This window comes from Flavobacterium bizetiae, assembly GCF_902804475.1.
Lineage (GTDB): Bacteria > Bacteroidota > Bacteroidia > Flavobacteriales > Flavobacteriaceae > Flavobacterium > Flavobacterium bizetiae.
In genome coordinates this window covers 17,561-37,437 of the sequence record NZ_CADCSU010000059.1, presented here as the reverse complement: position 1 = coordinate 37,437, position 19,877 = coordinate 17,561, and the positions used below count along the sequence as shown (strand labels likewise).

Sequence of the window (19,877 nt, the reverse complement as noted above, 5' to 3'; positions counted from 1 at the left end):
CATAATTCATAACTCATAATTCATAATTAATATATACTTTTGCAGCCTTAACGAGAGGAGGTGTCAATATTATGTTAATTATACCAATTAAAGACGGAGAAAATATCGATAGAGCATTAAAGCGCTATAAAAGAAAATTTGATAAAACAGGAACTGTTCGTCAACTAAGAGCACGTACTGCTTTTATTAAGCCTTCTGTTATCAAAAGAGCACAAATTCAAAAAGCTGCTTACATCCAAAACATGAGAGATGGTTTAGAGAGTTAGTATTAGCTTTTCAAAAATAATTACCGTTAGTTATCAAATTTTGATACTAACGGTTTTTTTATGCTTAATTTTGAAATAAATAATATTCTTTTTAATGACAGGATATGAGTTTATGTGAAATGAAAAAGTATATATTTTTATGAAATCAAATAAAGAAGCATTTCGTGATTACCTTCAATTAGAAAAAAAATATTCCCCACATACAGTCAATGCTTATTTGAATGATATTTTGTTTTTTGAAGCATTCAATAAAGCTCAATTCGAGCAGGAAAATATCGAGCAGGTAAATTACGGTCAAATCAGGAGTTGGATTGTTTCGCTTGTCGATGATGGTATTTCTAATGTATCAGTAAATAGAAAAATGTCTTCCTTAAAAGCATTTTATAAATTCCTTTTAAAAACAAAGCAAATAGAGGTAAGTCCAATGCTGAAACATAAAGCATTAAAAACGCCTAAAATTGTTCAGATTCCGTTTTCTGAAAAAGAATTATCAGATTTAATGCAGGAAGTTGCAAATCCATCCGGGTTCGAAGAAGTCAGGGATAAACTAATCGTAGACCTTTTTTATACTACAGGAATGCGTAGGGCAGAGTTGATACATTTAATGAAGTATAATGTTGATTTGTCTTCAAATGTAATTAAGGTTTTGGGAAAACGAAATAAAGAACGTATTATTCCGATACTGCCAATAATTACAGAACAGTTTAATTTGTATTTGCAGGAAAGAGCTGCGGTTGAGAAGATCATTGATCATGAGTATTTTTTTATTTCGGCAAAAGGGTTAAAATTGAGTGAATCTTTTGTGTATCGTTTAATAAATTCATACTTTAGTAAAGTCTCTGAAAAGGTAAAAAAGAGTCCGCATGTGCTTCGGCATACTTTTGCAACTCACTTACTAAATAACGGAGCAGATTTAAATTCAGTTAAAGAATTATTAGGACATTCGAGTTTGGCGTCTACACAAGTTTATACTCATAATAGTTTAGCAGAGCTTAAAAAGGTGTATGGTGACGCTCATCCAAGAAATAAATAATGATTCTTAATGTTTAACCCTAAAATTTGTATTATGAAGGTAGATGTTCATGCAGTTAACTTTACTGTTGACAGAAAATTAGTGGATTTTATTCAGGAAAGAATGGATAAATTAGAAAAATACTATGATCGAGTTGTTTCGGCAGACATTTTTTTAAAAGTTGAAAGAACGAGTGATAAGGAGAATAAGGCAGTAGAGATTAAGATTAATGTCCCGGGAGATGATTTTTTGGTTAAAAAACAATGCAAAACATTCGAAGAAGCAGTTGAGCTTTCGGCTGAATCTTTAGAGCGTGTATTGGTAAAAAGGAAAGAAAAAATAAGAGCACACATATAATTGAAAAATTTTTTCAAAAAATGTTTTGATACAAAGATAAAATAGCTACATTTGCAGTCCGTTAGAAATAGCGGACTTTTTTATTGATATTGCCAGCGTAGCTCAGTTGGCTAGAGCAGCTGATTTGTAATCAGCAGGTCGTGGGTTCGAGTCCCTCCGCCGGCTCTAAATATTTCAAATGCGATTTGAAATTGTTCATGCAATTATTGATAAAATAAAGGGGAGATACTCAAGCGGCCAACGAGGGCAGACTGTAAATCTGCTGTGTGAACTTCGCAGGTTCGAATCCTGCTCTCCCCACAAAAAGAAGTTAAGATTTCAGAGCGTAGATTTTAGGTTTTAAATCTAAAATCTATAAAATACAATCTAAATCAGAACTCTCTGCCGACTTAGCTCAGAGGTAGAGTGCTTCCTTGGTAAGGAAGAGGTCACGGGTTCAATTCCCGTAGTTGGCTCAAGTAAGTAGGAAATTGAAAATTAATATATAACTAAGATTAAAAATTAAGTAAAATGGCAAAGGAGAATTTTAATCGTTCCAAACCGCACTTAAACATAGGTACAATTGGACACGTGGATCACGGAAAAACTACATTAACTGCAGCAATTACAAAAGTATTGTCTGATGCTGGTTACTGTCAAGCAAAATCGTTTGATCAAATCGATAACGCTCCAGAGGAGAAAGAAAGAGGTATTACTATTAATACATCACACGTAGAGTATGAAACAGCTAACCGTCACTACGCTCACGTTGACTGTCCAGGTCACGCGGATTACGTAAAGAACATGGTTACTGGTGCAGCTCAAATGGACGGAGCTATCTTAGTAGTTGCTGCTACAGATGGTCCAATGCCACAAACTCGTGAGCACATCCTTTTAGGTCGTCAGGTAGGTATTCCAAGAATCGTTGTTTTCATGAACAAAGTGGATATGGTTGATGATGCTGAATTGTTAGAGCTTGTTGAAATGGAAATTAGAGATTTATTATCTTTCTACGAATATGATGGAGATAATGGTCCTGTAGTTCAAGGTTCTGCTTTAGGAGGATTGAATAACGATCCTGCTTGGGTACCAAAAATCATTGAATTAATGGAAGCTGTTGATGCTTGGATCGAAGAGCCAGTGCGTGACGTAGCTAAACCATTCTTGATGCCGGTTGAAGATGTATTTACAATTACTGGTCGTGGAACTGTTGCTACAGGTCGTATCGAAACAGGTATTGCTAATACAGGAGATCCAGTTGAAATCATTGGTATGGGAGCTGATAAATTAACTTCTACTATTACAGGAGTTGAGATGTTCCGTAAAATCCTTGATAGAGGTGAAGCTGGAGATAACGTAGGTTTATTGTTAAGAGGTATTGATAAAGAATCTATCAAAAGAGGAATGGTTATCATTAAGCCAGGATCAGTAAAACCACACGCTACTTTCAAAGCTGAGGTTTATATCTTGAAAAAAGAAGAAGGTGGACGTCATACTCCATTCCATAATAACTACCGTCCACAGTTCTACGTACGTACAACTGACGTAACAGGAGTTATTACTTTACCAGAAGGAGTAGAGATGGTAATGCCAGGAGATAACTTGACTATCAATGTTGCTTTATTAAGCCCAATCGCTATGAGCGTAGGTTTACGTTTCGCTATCCGTGAAGGTGGTAGAACTGTAGGTGCAGGTCAGGTAACTGAAATCGTAGGATAATCCTATAAAAATTTTTAAAAGCCAGTTGATTTTCTTAACTGAAGTCACTGGCTTTAATTACGGGCGTAGTTCAAGGGTAGAATAGCGGTCTCCAAAACCGTTGATGGGGGTTCGAATCCCTCCGCCCGTGCAATAAAAAATATATCAAATGACAAAAGTTACTAATTATTTATCAGAGGCTTTCGAAGAGTTAAAGTCAAATGTTACTTGGCCTGCTTGGGCTGAGGTTCAAAAATTGACAATTGTTGTGGCTGTATTTTCGGTTTTATTCGCCTTGGCAACTTGGGGAGTAGACGAATTTTTTGCAAAAGCTTTGGCTGGATTTTTTAACTGGTTAAAAGGATAATTTTTTTGTGATGGCAGATAATAATGTGAAAAAATGGTACGTAGTTAGAGCTGTAAGCGGACAAGAGAATAAAGTCAAAGCTTATATCGAAACTGAGATTGCCAGATTAGGTATGGGTGATTATGTTTCCCAAGTTTTAGTACCTACAGAAAAAGTAGTTACTGTAAAAGAAGGAAAGAAAATGTCTAAGGATAAAGTTTATTTCCCTGGATATGTTATGATCGAAGCCAATTTAGTTGGTGAGATACCTCATATTATTAAGTCTATTACTAGTGTAATTGGATTTTTAGGTGAGATCAAAGGCGGAGAACCTGTTCCTTTGAGGCTTTCTGAAGTAAATAGAATGTTAGGTAAAGTAGATGAGTTAGCTGTAAATACAGATACTCGTGCTATTCCTTTCAACTTAGGAGAAACTGTTAAAGTGATCGATGGTCCTTTCAATGGCTTTAACGGAACAGTTGAAAAAATCAATGAAGAAAAGCGTAAACTTGAAGTTATGGTGAAGATTTTCGGAAGAAAAACTCCATTAGAATTGAGTTTTATGCAAGTTGAAAAAGTATAATTTTTGTTACATCTATAATAACCACCGTAATCGCTTCCAATGATTAGGGTGTTAAATTTTTTAAAAAATGGCTAAAGAAATTAGTAAGGTAGTTAAACTACAAGTTAAGGGAGGTGCTGCGAATCCGTCGCCACCGGTTGGACCTGCTTTAGGAGCTGCTGGGGTTAATATCATGGAGTTCTGTAAGCAATTCAATGCTAGAACACAAGATAAACCTGGCAAAATATGCCCAGTACAAATTACTGTGTATAAAGACAAATCATTTGATTTTGTTGTAAAAACTCCTCCAGCTGCTGTCCAATTATTGGAAGCTGCAAAGCTAAAGTCTGGATCAGGTGAACCAAATCGTAAAAAAGTAGCTAGCGTTACTTGGGACGTTATCAAAGCAATCGCTGAAGATAAAATGGTAGATTTAAATGCATTCACAATCGAATCTGCAATGAGCATGATCGCTGGAACTGCTAGATCTATGGGTATAACTGTATCAGGAGATGCTCCTTTTTAATTAAGAGAAAGAAATGGCAAAATTAACAAAAAAGCAAAAAGAGGCTGCTTCAAAAATTGAAAAGAACAAACTATACTCTTTAAAAGATGCAGCTGCATTAATTAAAGTTATAGCTTCTGCAAAATTTGATGAGTCTGTTGATATCGCAGTTCGTTTGGGTGTAGATCCAAGAAAAGCGAATCAAATGGTTAGAGGTGTAGTTACATTACCTCACGGAACAGGTAAAGACGTTAAAGTATTAGCATTAGTTACTCCGGATAAAGAAGCAGAAGCTAAAGAGGCTGGAGCTGATTATGTAGGTCTTGACGATTATTTACAAAAAATTAAAGATGGTTGGACAGATGTTGATGTTATCATCACTATGCCAGCTGTTATGGGTAAATTAGGTCCATTAGGTCGTATTTTAGGACCTAGAGGTTTAATGCCAAACCCTAAAACAGGTACTGTAACTATGGATGTTGCAAAAGCTGTTCAAGAGGTTAAAGCTGGTAAAATTGACTTTAAAGTTGATAAAACTGGTATCGTACATGCAGGAATTGGTAAAGTTTCTTTTGGAGCTGAGCAAATTTATGACAATGCACACGAAATTATTCAAACATTAATCAAACTTAAACCAACTGCTGCTAAAGGTACCTACATTAAAGGTATTCACCTTACAAGCACTATGAGTCCTGCAATTGCATTGGACCCTAAAGCAGTATAATTGGTAGTTAATAATTTTTAGTATGACTAGAGAAGAAAAATCAATCGCGATTGAAGATTTAACTGCACAGTTAGCTGGTACAAATATTATTTATGTATCTGATATTTCTGGATTAAACGCAGAAACAACTTCAAACTTGAGAAGAGCTTGCTTTAAAGCAGGTATTAAATTAGAGGTTGTAAAAAACACTTTGCTTGCAAAAGCAATGGAAGCTTCTGCTAATGACTATGGTGATTTACCTTCAGTATTGACAGGTAACAGTGCTATATTTATTTCAGATGTTGCAAATGCACCTGGAAAAATTATTAAAGATTTCAGAAAAAAATCGGCTAAACCTGTATTAAAAGGAGCTTATATTAATTCTGAAGTTTACATTGGAGATGATCAATTAGATGCATTAGCAACTATTAAATCTAAAGAAGAACTTCTTGGAGAACTTATTGGATTATTGCAGTCACCAGCACAAAGAATTATTTCAGCTTTACAAAACAAATTCGCTGGTAGCGAAGAAGAAGCTGAAGCATAATAATTCGTACGAGGAATTGATTTTCCTGGTAGCTTAATTAGCGCACAATAAATAAATTATATTTTACAAATCATTTTAAACGATAGAAAAAATGGCAGATTTGAAACAATTCGCAGAACAATTAGTTAACTTAACAGTTAAAGAAGTTAACGAATTAGCAACAATATTAAAAGACGAGTATGGTATCGAGCCTGCTGCTGCAGCTGTAGTAGTTGCTGCTGGTGGTGGAGAAGGTGCTGCTGAAGAAGCACAAACTGAATTTACAGTTGTATTAAAAGAAGCTGGTGCTTCTAAATTAGCAGTTGTGAAATTAGTAAAAGAACTTACAGGTTTAGGTTTGAAAGAAGCTAAAGATGTAGTTGACGGTGCTCCAAGCAACGTTAAAGAAGGTGTTTCTAAAGAAGAGGCTGAAGGTCTTAAAAAATCATTAGAAGAAGCTGGAGCTGTAGTTGAGCTTAAATAATTCAACTCAGTTTTAAGAACTAGGTTTAGGTCTTGAGTGAACGCTCAATGGCCTAAACCATTTTTCGTATAATAAAATATATCAAGTTTTATTATCAAATAGTTTAAAATACGAAAAAGTTTTTGATCAATACGAAGAAAAAAAATTGAACTGTTTTACTGGTTTATTTTTAAAGATGTATTGATTATAATAAGAAAGTATAGATTAAACAGTGTGTTTCACACAAAAAAAATTACTTTTTTTTAATCAAAATTTTGTCCATTGATGATAACAAATCAGACTGAAAGATTGAATTTTGCCTCTACAAAAAATATCCCTGACTATCCAGATTTTCTAGATGTTCAGGTTAAATCTTTTAAAGATTTCTTTCAATTAGAAACGAAATCTGACGAAAGAGGCAACGAAGGGTTATACAACACCTTCATGGAAAATTTCCCAATTACAGATACAAGAAATAACTTTGTATTGGAATTCCTAGATTATTTTGTTGATCCGCCACGTTATACAATTCAAGAATGTATAGAGAGAGGTCTTACTTATAGTGTGCCTTTAAAAGCCAGGTTAAAACTATACTGTACAGATCCAGAACACGAAGATTTTGAAACTATTGTACAAGACGTTTACCTTGGAACAATACCTTATATGACTCCAAGCGGTACTTTTGTTATCAATGGTGCTGAGCGTGTAGTAGTATCTCAACTACACCGTTCTCCAGGAGTTTTCTTTGGTCAATCATTCCACGCAAATGGAACAAAACTTTATTCTGCCAGAGTAATTCCTTTCAAAGGTTCTTGGATAGAATTTTCTACAGATATCAACAGCGTAATGTATGCTTATATCGATAGAAAGAAAAAATTACCGGTTACAACTTTATTCCGTGCTATTGGATTCGAAAGAGATAAGGATATCCTTGAAATTTTCGACCTTGCTGAAGAAATCAAAGTTTCTAAAACAGGTATTAAAAAATATATTGGAAGAAGACTTGCTGCACGTGTATTGAACACTTGGCACGAGGATTTCGTTGATGAAGATACCGGTGAGGTAGTTTCTATCGAACGTAACGAAATCATCCTTGATCGTGATACAATTATCGACAAAGATAATGTTGAAGAAATCATCGATTCTAACGTTAAATCTATTTTGTTACACAAAGAGGATAATAACCAGGCAGATTATGCTATTATCCACAATACATTACAAAAAGATCCAACAAACTCTGAAAAAGAAGCTGTAGAGCACATTTACCGTCAGTTGCGTAACGCTGAACCGCCTGATGAGGAAACTGCTCGTGGTATTATAGATAAATTGTTCTTCTCTGATCAACGTTATAACTTAGGTGAAGTTGGTCGTTATAGAATGAACAAAAAACTTGGTTTAGATATCCCAATGGAGAAGCAAGTGCTTACCAAAGAAGATATCATTACCATTGTAAAATATTTGATCGAGTTGATCAACTCTAAAGCAGAGATTGATGATATTGATCACTTATCAAACCGTCGTGTTAGAACAGTTGGAGAACAATTGTCTCAACAATTCGGTGTTGGTTTAGCACGTATGGCTAGAACTATTCGTGAGAGAATGAACGTTAGAGATAACGAGGTGTTTACACCAATCGATTTGATTAATGCTAAAACATTATCATCGGTTATCAACTCTTTCTTTGGTACTAACCAGTTATCTCAATTTATGGATCAAACCAATCCATTAGCTGAGATTACGCACAAAAGAAGACTTTCTGCCCTTGGACCTGGTGGACTTTCGAGAGAGAGAGCTGGATTTGAGGTTCGTGACGTTCACTATACACACTATGGTCGTTTATGTCCGATTGAAACTCCAGAGGGACCAAACATTGGTTTGATTTCATCTCTTGGTGTTTATGCAAAAGTTAACGGAATGGGATTCATCGAAACTCCATACCGTAAAGTAACTAATGGTGTAGTTGATTTAGAAAGTACTCCAATTTACTTAAGTGCAGAAGAAGAAGAAGGAAAAATGATTGCTCAGGCAAACATTGAAATGGATGAGACTGGAAAAATCACAGCAACAAATGTTATTGCTCGTGAGGAGGGTGACTTCCCGGTTGTTGAACCATCTGTTGTACATTATACAGACGTTGCTCCTAACCAGATTGCTTCGATTTCGGCTTCATTGATTCCTTTCTTGGAACATGATGATGCGAATAGAGCCTTGATGGGATCGAACATGATGCGTCAGGCGGTTCCTTTGATCCGTCCCGAAGCACCAATTGTTGGTACAGGTTTAGAGCGTCAGGTAGCTTCAGATTCTAGAGTATTGATTAATGCTGAAGGAGATGGAACTGTAGAATATGTTGATGCTAACATCATTACTATCAAATACGACCGTACTGAAGAAGAAAGAATGGTAAGTTTTGATGCTGATGAAAAAACATACAACTTAATTAAATTTAGAAAAACCAATCAGGGAACAAGTATCAACTTGAAACCAATCGTAAGAAAAGGTGACAGAGTGGTTCTTGGTCAGGTATTATCAGAAGGATATGCTACTCAAAATGGTGAATTAGCTTTAGGTAGAAACTTAAAAGTTGCGTTCATGCCATGGAAAGGGTATAACTTTGAGGATGCGATTGTAATTTCTGAAAAAGTAGTTCGTGATGATATTTTTACTTCTATCCACGTTGATGATTATTCATTAGAGGTTAGAGATACTAAGTTAGGAAATGAAGAGTTAACAAACGATATTCCTAACGTTTCTGAAGAAGCTACTAAAGATTTAGATGAAAACGGTATGATCAGAATTGGAGCAGAGGTTAAACCTGGCGACATTCTAATCGGAAAAATTACACCAAAAGGAGAATCAGATCCTACTCCAGAGGAGAAATTGCTTCGTGCAATCTTCGGGGATAAAGCAGGTGATGTAAAAGATGCTTCATTGAAAGCTTCTCCATCTTTACACGGTGTAGTTCTTGACAAAAAGTTATTTGCAAGAGCCGTAAAAGATAAACGTAAACGTACTCAGGATAAAGATGCTTTAGGCGCTTTAGAAATGGAATTCGAAACTAAATTTGTTGAATTAAAAGACAGATTGGTGGAGAAATTATTCCTGATCGTTAACGGAAAAACATCTCAGGGTGTAATGAATGATTTGGGTGAAGAAGTTTTACCAAAAGGTAAAAAATATACTCAAAAAATGCTTTACGCAGTAGAAGATTTTGCTCACTTAAGCAAAGGTCAATGGGTTGCTGATGACGCTACTAATAAAATGGTTAATGATTTAATTCATAACTATAAAATTAAGCTGAATGACTTACAAGGATCTTTAAGAAGAGAAAAATTCACTATTACAGTTGGAGATGAATTACCATCTGGAATCTTAAAATTAGCGAAAATTTATATCGCTAAAAAACGTAAACTGAAAGTAGGGGATAAAATGGCAGGACGTCACGGTAACAAAGGTATTGTTGCAAGAATCGTTCGTCATGAAGATATGCCTTTCCTTGAAGACGGAACACCAGTAGATATCGTATTGAATCCACTTGGGGTACCTTCACGTATGAACATTGGTCAGATTTATGAAACTGTTCTTGGATGGGCTGGTATGAACTTGGGTAGAAAATTTGCTACTCCAATTTTTGACGGTGCATCTTTAGATCAAATCAATGCTTTGACTGATGAGGCTGGAGTACCACGTTTCGGACATACACACCTTTATGATGGTGGTACTGGAGAGCGTTTCCATCAAGCTGCAACTGTGGGTGTAATTTACATGCTTAAATTAGGACACATGGTTGATGATAAGATGCACGCACGTTCTATCGGACCATACTCGTTGATCACTCAACAACCACTTGGAGGTAAAGCTCAATTTGGAGGTCAGCGTTTTGGAGAGATGGAGGTTTGGGCACTTGAGGCTTATGGAGCATCAAGTACTCTTCGTGAGATCTTAACAGTTAAATCGGATGACGTTATTGGTAGAGCTAAAACTTACGAGGCTATCGTTAAGGGAGAGTCTATGCCAGAACCAGGATTGCCAGAATCATTCAATGTATTAATGCATGAATTGAAAGGTCTTGGACTTGACATTCGTTTAGAAGAATAATAAGTATTAGGTAGTTTTCAGTTTTCGGATAGCAATATCCGAAAGCTGATTACTCATTTATAAAAGTTTTTAGGATTTATACCCGTAACCCGTTCCGATTTTTTATTTAAACCTGAAAAGTTTTATAATTAGCACTTCAAAATTTAGTTTGAAGTTTAGAGAAGTAATCCGAGGTAGCGACTTAGTAAATTAACCTTTAGTAAGGTAAATTACAAGTTAAAATCAATTTTTAATTGCAGATAAATCAATAGTAAAAACTATGATGAATAATAGAAATAATAATAAAGATAAAAATCCAGTTAAAAGATTTAATAAAATTTCAATTGGATTGGCTTCACCTGAATCTATCTTGAAAGAATCAAGAGGAGAGGTTTTGAAACCAGAAACTATCAACTACAGAACTCACAAACCAGAGCGTGACGGACTTTTCTGTGAAAGAATCTTCGGACCTGTTAAGGATTTTGAATGTGCTTGTGGTAAATATAAAAGAATTCGTTACAAAGGTATCATCTGTGACCGTTGTGGTGTTGAAGTTACGGAGAAAAAAGTACGTCGTGACAGAGTAGGACACATCAACCTTGTTGTGCCAATTGCTCATATCTGGTACTTCCGTTCTCTTCCAAACAAAATTGGTTATATCCTTGGTCTTCCATCTAAGAAATTAGATATGATCATTTACTACGAAAGATATGTAGTAATTCAGGCTGGTATTGCTAAAAATGCAGATGGAGAATCTTTACAAAGATTAGATTTCTTAACTGAAGAAGAATATTTGAATATTTTAGATACTCTTCCGCAAGAAAATCAATATTTAGATGATTTAGATCCTAATAAATTTGTTGCCAAAATGGGAGCAGAGTGTATTATGGATTTATTAGCTCGTATCGACTTAGATGAGTTGTCTTACCAATTGAGACACAGTGCTAATAACGAAACATCTAAACAACGTAAAACTGAAGCTTTAAAAAGATTACAAGTTGTTGAGTCTTTCCGTGAGTCTAACTTAAACCGCGAAAACCGTCCTGAGTGGATGATTATGAAAGTGGTTCCTGTTATTCCACCAGAATTACGTCCGCTTGTGCCACTTGATGGAGGTCGTTTTGCAACTTCAGATTTAAATGACTTATACCGTCGTGTAATCATCCGTAACAACCGTTTGAAAAGATTAATGGAGATTAAAGCTCCTGAAGTTATCTTAAGAAACGAAAAACGTATGTTACAGGAATCTGTAGATTCATTATTTGATAACACTCGTAAAGCTTCTGCTGTTAAAACAGAATCTAACAGACCATTAAAATCATTATCTGATTCCTTAAAAGGTAAGCAAGGACGTTTCCGTCAAAACTTACTTGGAAAACGTGTGGATTATTCTGCTCGTTCGGTAATTGTTGTTGGTCCTGAATTAAAATTATTCGAATGTGGATTGCCAAAAGATATGGCATCTGAATTATACAAACCTTTCGTTATCCGTAAATTGATTGAAAGAGGTATTGTTAAAACGGTAAAATCTGCTAAGAAAATCATAGACAAAAAAGAGCCTGTAGTTTGGGATATCCTTGAAAATGTAATTAAAGGTCACCCAGTATTACTTAACCGTGCTCCTACGTTACACAGACTTGGTATTCAAGCTTTCCAGCCAAAATTAATTGAAGGAAAAGCGATCCAATTGCACCCATTAGTATGTACGGCTTTCAACGCCGATTTTGATGGGGATCAGATGGCAGTTCACTTGCCATTAGGACCAGAGGCTATTTTAGAGGCACAATTGTTAATGTTGGCTTCTCACAATATCTTGAACCCTGCAAACGGTGCTCCAATTACTGTACCTTCTCAGGATATGGTCTTGGGTCTATATTATATGACCAAAGAACGTATCTCTACACCAGAACACATTATTTTAGGTCAAGACTTAACATTTTATTCTGCTGAAGAAGTAAATATTGCATTAAACGAAGGAAGATTAGAATTGAATGCTCGTGTGAAAATTAGAGCAAAAGATTTTAATGACGCTGGAGAATTAGTGTTCAAAATTATTCAAACAACTGCAGGACGTGTATTATTTAACGAAGTAGTACCTGAAGCAGCTGGATATATCAATGATGTATTGACTAAGAAAAACCTTAGAGATATTATTGGACACATTTTAAGTGTGACTGATGTACCTACAACGGCAGCTTTCTTGGACAATATGAAAGATATGGGGTATAAATTCGCATTTAGAGGAGGTTTATCATTCTCTCTTGGTGATATTAGAATTCCAGAACAAAAAACTAAATTAATTGCAGATGCCAGAGAGCAAGTTGAAGGTATTTCTGTGAATTATAACATGGGTCTTATTACCAATAACGAGCGTTACAACCAAGTTATTGACGTATGGACTTCTGCAAATGCTCAGTTAACAGAATTAGCAATGAAAAATATTAGAGAAGACCAACAAGGTTTCAACTCTGTATATATGATGCTTGACTCTGGGGCGAGGGGTTCTAAGGAACAGATTCGTCAGTTAACGGGTATGCGTGGTTTGATGGCTAAGCCTAAAAAATCTACTGCCGGTGGTGGTGAGATTATTGAAAACCCGATTCTTTCTAACTTTAAGGAAGGTCTTTCGATCCTTGAGTACTTCATTTCTACTCACGGTGCTCGTAAAGGACTTGCGGATACGGCTCTTAAAACTGCCGATGCCGGATACTTAACAAGAAGGCTTCATGACGTTTCTCAAGATGTTATTGTGAACATTGAAGATTGTGGAACATTAAGAGGTGTTGAAGTTTCTGCTTTGAAGAAAAATGAGGAAATTGTTGAATCTTTAGGAGAAAGAATTTTAGGACGTGTTGCATTGCAAGATGTTATTAATCCTCTTACTAATGAAGTTCTGGTTGAATCTGGACAACAAATTACTGAAGCAATCATGAGAGTTATCGAAGCTTCTCCGATTGAAAGAGTAGAGGTTAGATCTCCATTAACTTGTGAGGCTTTAAAAGGTATTTGTGCTAAATGTTACGGTAGAAACTTAGCTACTGGTAAGATGACACAAAGAGGTGAAGCTGTAGGAGTTATTGCAGCTCAGTCTATTGGAGAACCAGGTACACAGTTAACACTTCGTACGTTCCACGTTGGAGGGGTTGCCGGAGGTATTTCTGAAGAGTCTAGTATTGTTACAAGATTCAACGGTAGACTTGAGATTGAAGATTTAAAAACTGTAAAAGGTGAAGATAGTGAAGGTAATGCGGTAGATATCGTAGTATCACGTTCAACTGAATTAAAATTAGTTGATGAGAAAACTGGAATTGTCTTAAATACACACAATATTCCTTACGGATCTAGTATTTTCGTTAAGGACGGTGAAGTAGTTACTAAAGGATCTGTGATCTGTAAATGGGATCCATATAATGGTGTAATTGTTTCTGAATTTACTGGTAAGATTGCTTACGAGGATTTAGAGCAAGGACAATCGTTCATGGTTGAAATCGATGAGCAAACAGGATTCCAGGAAAAAGTAATTTCTGAGGCAAGAAATAAAAAATTAATTCCAACTTTATTGGTTTACGGTAAAGAAGGTGAATTAATTCGTTCCTATAACTTACCAGTAGGAGCTCACCTTATGGTTGAGAACGGTGAGAAAATTAAAGCAGGTAAAGTATTAGTAAAAATCCCACGTCGTTCTTCTAAAGCAGGCGATATCACGGGAGGTTTACCAAGAATTACGGAGTTGCTTGAGGCTCGTAACCCTTCTAACCCAGCGGTTGTTTCTGAAATTGACGGTGTTGTATCTTTTGGAAAAATCAAAAGAGGTAACCGTGAAATTGTTATCGAATCTAAATTTGGTGAGATTAAAAAGTATTTAGTTAAACTTTCTAGCCAAATCTTAGTACAGGAAAATGACTTTGTAAGAGCAGGAGTGCCATTGTCTGACGGTGCAATTACACCAGATGACATCTTAAGAATTCAAGGACCAGCTGCTGTTCAACAGTACTTGGTAAATGAAATTCAAGAGGTATACCGTTTACAAGGGGTAAAAATTAATGACAAGCACTTTGAGGTAGTTATTCGTCAAATGATGCGTAAAGTAAGAGTTCAGGATCCAGGAGATACATTATTCCTAGAAGATCAATTGATTCACACTAAAGACTTTATCGTTCAAAATGATAAATTATACGGTATGAAAGTAGTTGAAGATTCAGGAGATTCTGCTGTACTGAAACCAGGTCAGATTATTTCTCCTCGTGAACTACGTGATGAAAACTCATTGTTGAAACGAAATGATAAAAATCTTGTTGTAGCAAGAGACGTAATTACTGCAACTGCAACGCCAGTTCTACAAGGTATTACAAGAGCTTCGTTACAAACTAAATCATTCATCTCTGCGGCTTCATTCCAGGAGACAACGAAAGTACTTAACGAAGCTGCTGTAGCTGGTAAAGTAGATGATTTAGAAGGATTGAAAGAAAATGTAATTGTTGGACACAGAATTCCTGCAGGAACTGGTATGAGAGAATACGATAACACTATCGTAGGATCTAAAGACGATTACAATGAAATGATGGCTAATAAAGAAGAGTATATCTATTAAATTAGGAAACTATGAGTAATTCGAACCAACAAGAACAAATTAATATTGAGTTAGACGAAACTGTCGCAGAAGGAATTTATTCTAATCTGGCAATTATCAATCACTCATCATCAGAATTTGTTTTAGATTTTGTGAGTATTATGCCTGGTATTCCTAAAGCCAAAGTAAAGTCAAGAATTGTCCTGACACCACAACATGCTAAAAGATTATTAAAAGCAATTGGAGAAAATATTCATCGTTTTGAAAGCGCTCATGGCGAAATCAAAGAGACGGAACAAGCACCAATACCGCTTAATTTTGGTCCGGCAGGACAAGCATAAATTGTTAAAGCCCCATTTTTAATGGGGCTTTTTTATTTCTGGAAATAAATCAAACAATGTAGTTTAACCGATTTAATATTACTTTCGTCGGCTAAATTTCTTTTTCGCGATTTATTATTCTAAATTGGTTTCTCCTTATAAAAGGGATTAATTTGTTGGATATAATAAACTATTAAGGTTGCATTAATTCAAATTAAAAAAAAGCGCTAATGATACATTAGCGCTTTTTTTATGCCCTGATTCTTCTGATTTTGAAATGATTAAAATTCAAAACAGAAAATAATTTTATGTTCTTCCCAACCTTTTTATTATAAATGTACTCTATATAAGTAATAAGCATCTGCAAAAAGATCTTAACTTAAAAAAGTACAATATGAAAAAGAAATTCACCTTAGAGATAGCAAATCCTTGTTCTGAAAATTTTAATAAAATGATTCCCAATGCAACAGGTTCATTTTGTAATTCATGTGCTAAAAATGTAATCGATTTAAGCAAAAAATCGAATTCTGAAGTGGCTAAATTTATTGCAGAAACAAAAGATACCAATATTTGTGCACGTTTGAGGGTAACACAATTAGACCAGGAGTTTGAACATAATGAAACGTCCAAAATTAATAACCTGAAATACGCCGCAGTAGCCGCATCAATTTTATTAGCTTCAAATGTTTCCGGACAAGAAAAAACACCTATTAAAACTGAAATAAATTGTCCAAAACCTAGTCATTATTTAGTGGGGAAAGTTGCGCAGAACAATATTGTTAGACAGGAATTATTGATAACAGTGAAGGGAAAATTGCTAGAGGACATAACACATAAACCATTTGATCGTAAAATGTATCCAAATCTGACTCTTTCAATTAATGGTTCAGAAAAAACATTTAGAATAAATGCTAAAACCGGAGAATTTTCTATTCCTGTAAAAGTTTTCAAAAGCGATAAAACCCTTATCATTACTATTACCGGAGACGATTATTATCTTTCAAAAGAAATACCTTTTGCTATCGAGTCAGTTACTAATAAAGTATTACAAAGAGATATAATTATTGCAGAAGGAGAACTTACCAGAATTATGATTGCCGGAGGATTAGGAATTAACTATAAATAGTATTTTTAAATTGATGAAAATAAAAAAGGCTGTCGAAATTACTTTAGACAGCCTTTCTTGTATGTTTTTCCTTTAAAGGAAATATTAATCAAATTCTGAAGTAAAAAATAACTTCACGCTTGGATATTTATTTTGAGTCATTTGAATCGTAAAGTCAGAATCAGCTAAAAATACCAATTGACCGTATTTATCATGAGCCAGGAATTTCTGTTTAATACGCTTGAATTCTTTAAATTCATCATTTTTAGCATCATCAGGTTTTACCCAACACGCTTTATGAACCGGGAAGTTTTCATAGGTACATTTTGCGCCATATTCATGTTCTAAACGATATTGAATAACCTCATATTGAAGCGCTCCAACAGTTCCGATTACTTTACGGTTGTTCATTTCTAAAGTAAACAACTGAGCCACACCTTCATCCATCAACTGATCGATACCTTTATCTAGTTGTTTGGCTTTCATAGGATCAGCATTATTGATGTATCTAAAGTGCTCCGGAGAGAAACTAGGAATACCTTTAAAGCTCATTACTTCACCTTCGGTTAAAGTATCACCAATTTTAAAGTTTCCTGTATCGTGCAGACCTACAATATCACCTGGATACGAAATATCTACGATTTCTTTTTTCTCAGCGAAAAAGGCATTCGGACTAGAAAATTTTAAATTTTTCTTTTGACGAACGTGGTAGTAAGGTTTGTTTCTTTCGAAAGTTCCTGAAACAATTTTAATAAAAGCCAAACGGTCTCTGTGTTTAGGATCCATATTGGCGTGGATTTTAAACACAAATCCAGTCATTTTTTCTTCAGTAGGATCTACCAAACGAGTTTCAGAATCTTTTGGTCTCGGAGACGGAGCGATCGTAACGAAACAATCTAACAATTCGCGAACTCCAAAGTTATTTAAAGCTGAACCAAAAAATACAGGTTGTAATTTTCCGTCCAGATAATCCTGACGGTCAAATTTTGGATATACTTCATCAATTAATTCTAATTCTTCACGTAATCTATCCGCTGGTTTTGGCCCAATTATTTTTTCTAATTCAGGACTTTGAACGTCTGAAAAAGCAATTGTCTCTTCAATATTTTTACGGCTGTCTCCGCTAAAAATATTAATGTTTTGCTCCCATAAATTATAAATTCCCTGAAAGTCATAACCCATACCAATTGGGAAACTTAAAGGAGTAACCGTTAGACCCAATTTTTGTTCTACTTCATCCATTAAGTCAAAAGCATCTTTTCCTTCACGGTCTAATTTGTTGATGAAAACAATCATCGGAATGTTACGCATTCTACAAACAGCTACTAATTTTTCTGTTTGTTCCTCAACCCCTTTTGCAACGTCGATTACCACAATAACGCTGTCAACAGCCGTTAAAGTTCTAAAAGTATCTTCGGCAAAATCCTTGTGTCCCGGAGTATCAAGAATGTTGATTTTTTTCTCTTTATAATTAAAAGCAAGTACAGATGTCGAAACCGAAATACCTCTTTGGCGTTCGATTTCCATGAAATCACTCGTTGCTCCTTTTTTAATTTTATTGTTTTTTACAGCTCCAGCTTCCTGAATTGCACCTCCAAATAACAGTAACTTCTCTGTTAAAGTTGTTTTACCGGCATCAGGATGCGATATAATTCCAAATGTTCTTCTGCGTTGTATTTCTTTTAAAAAGCTCATATTTCGTATAAATAGGTTGCAAAAGTACTATTAATTACGGCTTAATAAAAATATTCACTTCTTAAATTAGGAAGTCTTTTTAGGTGAAGATTCTCTTTAGAAAAAAAATAAGGCTGTTTTGCAACAGCCTTAGATAGTCATTTTAAAATTACTGATTAATTGACCAAATTGAATATCCTTTTGGAGGACATTGTATTTTTACCCATTTGTCTGCCTGAGTCGTTGGATACCAGGTTGAGTTTCCTGTAAAATCTTTAATTTGAGTATTGGCCCAATTGGTCTGAATCCATCTTTCCTGCCAAGTATCAGAGTTATTAATGTAAACAACTAATCCAGGGTTTCCGTTATATCCGTTTCTTCGCGCTACATATTCATCATTATCAGAATATAAAATCGAAGTTGTACCAGTCGCTTTGTTGTTGTGAATCCAGATAAGATTGTTCAGTTTGTTTTTATCCAGCCATTCTTCGTAATCTCTGTAAAATATTGTTGGATATCCTTCGTGAGTTAATATATACGAGTAAGCAAGCATTTTGCTGTAAATTTCATCAGTATCATGATTCGTAACAAAGGTTACCGCTTTGTACGGATTTCTTTTCCACATCATGTCGTCGTTTAGTAAGGCAAGATTATTTCCGTCGAAAGCGTCATTCATTTTATAATAACAAGCAAAATCAAAAACAGAGCTGTTGGCATTATTAGCCCAGTCATTTAATACGTTTACATTCGAATCCCATAATTCACCAACCGAGAAACCACCTACATTCGCATTCCATGCATTTACAACCCATGCACCAAATCCTTTTACGTAATCAAATCTCCAGCCATCAAATTTCATAGTGTTTTTATAATATTTACCCACTCCGTCAGCTCGTAACCATAACCAATCCTGTACGTGAGGATTTGCATGGCATAAATCAGGGAAGCCACCAAAAGCGCCTTCGTCATTGTTACCGTAGCTATTTTTATAAAAGTCATTATAATTACGGGTAAATTTTCCTGAAGCAACTCCGCTAAAATTTGTCCAGGTATTGGTTCCTGTAAACGGATTCGCTTCAGATTGTCCGCCGCTATTATGATTGATCACAATATCGGCATACACTTTCATGTTTTCGGCATGGGCATTAGTAATCAAACTTACCAATTCGGTTTTTGAACCAAAGCGGGTTTCAACAGAACCATTTTGGTTATAATCTCCAAAATCAAAATAATCAGTTGGATCATATCCCATAGAAAAAGCACCATTTTGCGCTTTAGAAGCTGGCGGAAGCCAAATCGATCCAATTCCTGCATTCGACCATGCGGTAACTTTACTGCTTATAGTATTCCACCAATTTCCTCCCGCAGGAACATCCCAATAAAAAGCCTGCATCATTACGCCGCCGCCAGGATTGTCTACATATTTTCCTGTAGATGACGAATTCGAAGTTCCTGTACTAAAAGGTTTTCCGTCATGATGCGTTACATTAATAATTTCAAATTGCTGACTATCAGCTTTTGGGTCTAATTCATTTGTTTCATTTTGCGAGCAAGAATACAAGAAAGTAGTAATTGCGGCAAGTAAATAAATTTTTACAATAGGTTTTTTCATAATGTAGATTTGGTTTAGGTTAGATAATAAAGTTTATAATTTGATATTTATTAAGTATTTTGTAGTGGCTATTCGTAATTTTAATACTTAATAATTATCAAT

16 protein-coding genes and 4 tRNA genes are annotated in these 19,877 nt (G+C 35.2%); 18 read left to right on the top strand and 2 right to left on the bottom strand.

Annotation, left to right across the window (positions count from 1 at the left end; translation table 11 throughout):
* Positions 1-71: 71 nt before the first annotated feature.
* The 18 genes from rpsU (at position 72) to FLACOL7796_RS05950 (ending at position 16,510) form a co-directional block, all read left to right on the top strand.
* Entirely contained in the window at positions 72-266 is a 195-nt protein-coding gene (rpsU, locus tag FLACOL7796_RS06035) for a 30S ribosomal protein S21 (protein ID WP_026985791.1), read from the top strand.
* A gap of 139 nt (positions 267-405) precedes the next feature.
* Positions 406-1,299 carry a tyrosine-type recombinase/integrase gene (locus FLACOL7796_RS06030; protein ID WP_173969917.1) on the top strand — a complete coding sequence of 298 codons (894 nt, stop codon included), beginning with the start codon at positions 406-408 and terminating at the stop codon, positions 1,297-1,299.
* Between the two features lie 33 nt (positions 1,300-1,332).
* Positions 1,333-1,635: a ribosome hibernation-promoting factor, HPF/YfiA family gene (gene hpf / locus FLACOL7796_RS06025; RefSeq protein ID WP_056245753.1), complete on the top strand. Its 303-nt coding sequence runs from the start codon at positions 1,333-1,335 to the stop codon at positions 1,633-1,635.
* Positions 1,636-1,726: 91 nt separating this feature from the next.
* A tRNA-Thr gene (locus FLACOL7796_RS06020) sits at positions 1,727-1,800 on the top strand.
* 54 nt (positions 1,801-1,854) lie between these two features.
* Positions 1,855-1,935, top strand: a tRNA-Tyr gene (locus tag FLACOL7796_RS06015).
* A gap of 83 nt (positions 1,936-2,018) precedes the next feature.
* A tRNA-Thr gene (locus FLACOL7796_RS06010) sits at positions 2,019-2,090 on the top strand.
* Positions 2,091-2,145: 55 nt separating this feature from the next.
* Positions 2,146-3,333 carry an elongation factor Tu gene (gene tuf / locus FLACOL7796_RS06005; RefSeq protein WP_031456758.1) on the top strand — a complete coding sequence of 396 codons (1,188 nt, stop codon included), beginning with the start codon at positions 2,146-2,148 and terminating at the stop codon, positions 3,331-3,333.
* A gap of 59 nt (positions 3,334-3,392) precedes the next feature.
* Positions 3,393-3,463: transfer RNA gene (locus tag FLACOL7796_RS06000), tRNA-Trp, on the top strand.
* An 18-nt stretch (positions 3,464-3,481) separates the two neighbouring features.
* Positions 3,482-3,679, top strand: a complete 198-nt coding sequence (gene secE, locus FLACOL7796_RS05995; RefSeq protein WP_041517377.1) for a preprotein translocase subunit SecE — start codon at positions 3,482-3,484, stop codon at positions 3,677-3,679.
* A 10-nt stretch (positions 3,680-3,689) separates the two neighbouring features.
* Positions 3,690-4,241, top strand: a complete 552-nt coding sequence (gene nusG / locus FLACOL7796_RS05990) for a transcription termination/antitermination protein NusG (RefSeq protein WP_029273444.1) — start codon at positions 3,690-3,692, stop codon at positions 4,239-4,241.
* Between the two features lie 67 nt (positions 4,242-4,308).
* On the top strand, positions 4,309-4,746 hold the full coding sequence (rplK, locus tag FLACOL7796_RS05985; protein WP_007807442.1) for a 50S ribosomal protein L11: 438 nt from the start codon (positions 4,309-4,311) through the stop codon (positions 4,744-4,746).
* Positions 4,747-4,759: 13 nt separating this feature from the next.
* A complete protein-coding gene (rplA, locus tag FLACOL7796_RS05980) occupies positions 4,760-5,449 on the top strand; it encodes a 50S ribosomal protein L1 (RefSeq protein WP_055094620.1) in 690 nt (229 codons plus the stop codon).
* Positions 5,450-5,471: 22 nt separating this feature from the next.
* The gene (rplJ, locus tag FLACOL7796_RS05975) at positions 5,472-5,975 is read left to right on the top strand and encodes a 50S ribosomal protein L10 (RefSeq protein WP_041517376.1); all 504 of its coding nucleotides are present in this window, start codon (positions 5,472-5,474) and stop codon (positions 5,973-5,975) included.
* 91 nt (positions 5,976-6,066) lie between these two features.
* On the top strand, positions 6,067-6,438 hold the full coding sequence (rplL, locus tag FLACOL7796_RS05970; RefSeq protein ID WP_007807437.1) for a 50S ribosomal protein L7/L12: 372 nt from the start codon (positions 6,067-6,069) through the stop codon (positions 6,436-6,438).
* A 264-nt stretch (positions 6,439-6,702) separates the two neighbouring features.
* Positions 6,703-10,515 carry a DNA-directed RNA polymerase subunit beta gene (gene rpoB, locus FLACOL7796_RS05965; protein ID WP_173969916.1) on the top strand — a complete coding sequence of 1,271 codons (3,813 nt, stop codon included), beginning with the start codon at positions 6,703-6,705 and terminating at the stop codon, positions 10,513-10,515.
* Positions 10,516-10,774: 259 nt separating this feature from the next.
* Complete coding sequence (gene rpoC / locus FLACOL7796_RS05960; RefSeq protein WP_173969915.1) at positions 10,775-15,085, top strand: DNA-directed RNA polymerase subunit beta'; 4,311 nt, start codon at positions 10,775-10,777, stop codon at positions 15,083-15,085.
* Between the two features lie 11 nt (positions 15,086-15,096).
* On the top strand, positions 15,097-15,405 hold the full coding sequence (locus tag FLACOL7796_RS05955; RefSeq protein ID WP_173969914.1) for a DUF3467 domain-containing protein: 309 nt from the start codon (positions 15,097-15,099) through the stop codon (positions 15,403-15,405).
* Positions 15,406-15,778: 373 nt separating this feature from the next.
* Positions 15,779-16,510, top strand: a complete 732-nt coding sequence (locus tag FLACOL7796_RS05950) for a hypothetical protein (RefSeq protein ID WP_173969913.1) — start codon at positions 15,779-15,781, stop codon at positions 16,508-16,510.
* Between the two features lie 84 nt (positions 16,511-16,594).
* On the opposite strand, the gene FLACOL7796_RS05945 is transcribed toward FLACOL7796_RS05950, so the two are convergent.
* Both FLACOL7796_RS05945 and FLACOL7796_RS05940 read right to left on the bottom strand, forming a co-directional pair.
* A complete protein-coding gene (locus FLACOL7796_RS05945; RefSeq protein WP_173969912.1) occupies positions 16,595-18,184 on the bottom strand; it encodes a peptide chain release factor 3 in 1,590 nt (529 codons plus the stop codon).
* A 148-nt stretch (positions 18,185-18,332) separates the two neighbouring features.
* Positions 18,333-19,775 (bottom strand): alpha-amylase, encoded by a 1,443-nt coding sequence (locus tag FLACOL7796_RS05940; RefSeq protein ID WP_173969911.1) that lies wholly within the window; start codon positions 19,773-19,775, stop codon positions 18,333-18,335.
* Between the last annotated feature and the right edge of the window lie 102 nt (positions 19,776-19,877).

Bases quoted from the DNA above. Each gene is read 5' to 3' on its own strand.
- hpf (WP_056245753.1), top strand. From the start codon at position 1,333: ATGAAGGTAGATGTTCATGCAGTTAACTTTACTGTTGACAGAAAATTA.
- FLACOL7796_RS05940 (WP_173969911.1), bottom strand. From the start codon at position 19,775: ATGAAAAAACCTATTGTAAAAATTTATTTACTTGCCGCAATTACTACT.
- rpoC (WP_173969915.1), top strand. From the start codon at position 10,775: ATGATGAATAATAGAAATAATAATAAAGATAAAAATCCAGTTAAAAGA.
- FLACOL7796_RS06030 (WP_173969917.1), top strand. From the start codon at position 406: ATGAAATCAAATAAAGAAGCATTTCGTGATTACCTTCAATTAGAAAAA.
- FLACOL7796_RS05945 (WP_173969912.1), bottom strand. From the start codon at position 18,184: ATGAGCTTTTTAAAAGAAATACAACGCAGAAGAACATTTGGAATTATA.
- rpsU (WP_026985791.1), top strand. From the start codon at position 72: ATGTTAATTATACCAATTAAAGACGGAGAAAATATCGATAGAGCATTA.
- rplL (WP_007807437.1), top strand. From the start codon at position 6,067: ATGGCAGATTTGAAACAATTCGCAGAACAATTAGTTAACTTAACAGTT.
- nusG (WP_029273444.1), top strand. From the start codon at position 3,690: ATGGCAGATAATAATGTGAAAAAATGGTACGTAGTTAGAGCTGTAAGC.
- secE (WP_041517377.1), top strand. From the start codon at position 3,482: ATGACAAAAGTTACTAATTATTTATCAGAGGCTTTCGAAGAGTTAAAG.
- rplJ (WP_041517376.1), top strand. From the start codon at position 5,472: ATGACTAGAGAAGAAAAATCAATCGCGATTGAAGATTTAACTGCACAG.
- FLACOL7796_RS05950 (WP_173969913.1), top strand. From the start codon at position 15,779: ATGAAAAAGAAATTCACCTTAGAGATAGCAAATCCTTGTTCTGAAAAT.
- FLACOL7796_RS05955 (WP_173969914.1), top strand. From the start codon at position 15,097: ATGAGTAATTCGAACCAACAAGAACAAATTAATATTGAGTTAGACGAA.
- rplA (WP_055094620.1), top strand. From the start codon at position 4,760: ATGGCAAAATTAACAAAAAAGCAAAAAGAGGCTGCTTCAAAAATTGAA.
- rpoB (WP_173969916.1), top strand. From the start codon at position 6,703: ATGATAACAAATCAGACTGAAAGATTGAATTTTGCCTCTACAAAAAAT.
- tuf (WP_031456758.1), top strand. From the start codon at position 2,146: ATGGCAAAGGAGAATTTTAATCGTTCCAAACCGCACTTAAACATAGGT.
- rplK (WP_007807442.1), top strand. From the start codon at position 4,309: ATGGCTAAAGAAATTAGTAAGGTAGTTAAACTACAAGTTAAGGGAGGT.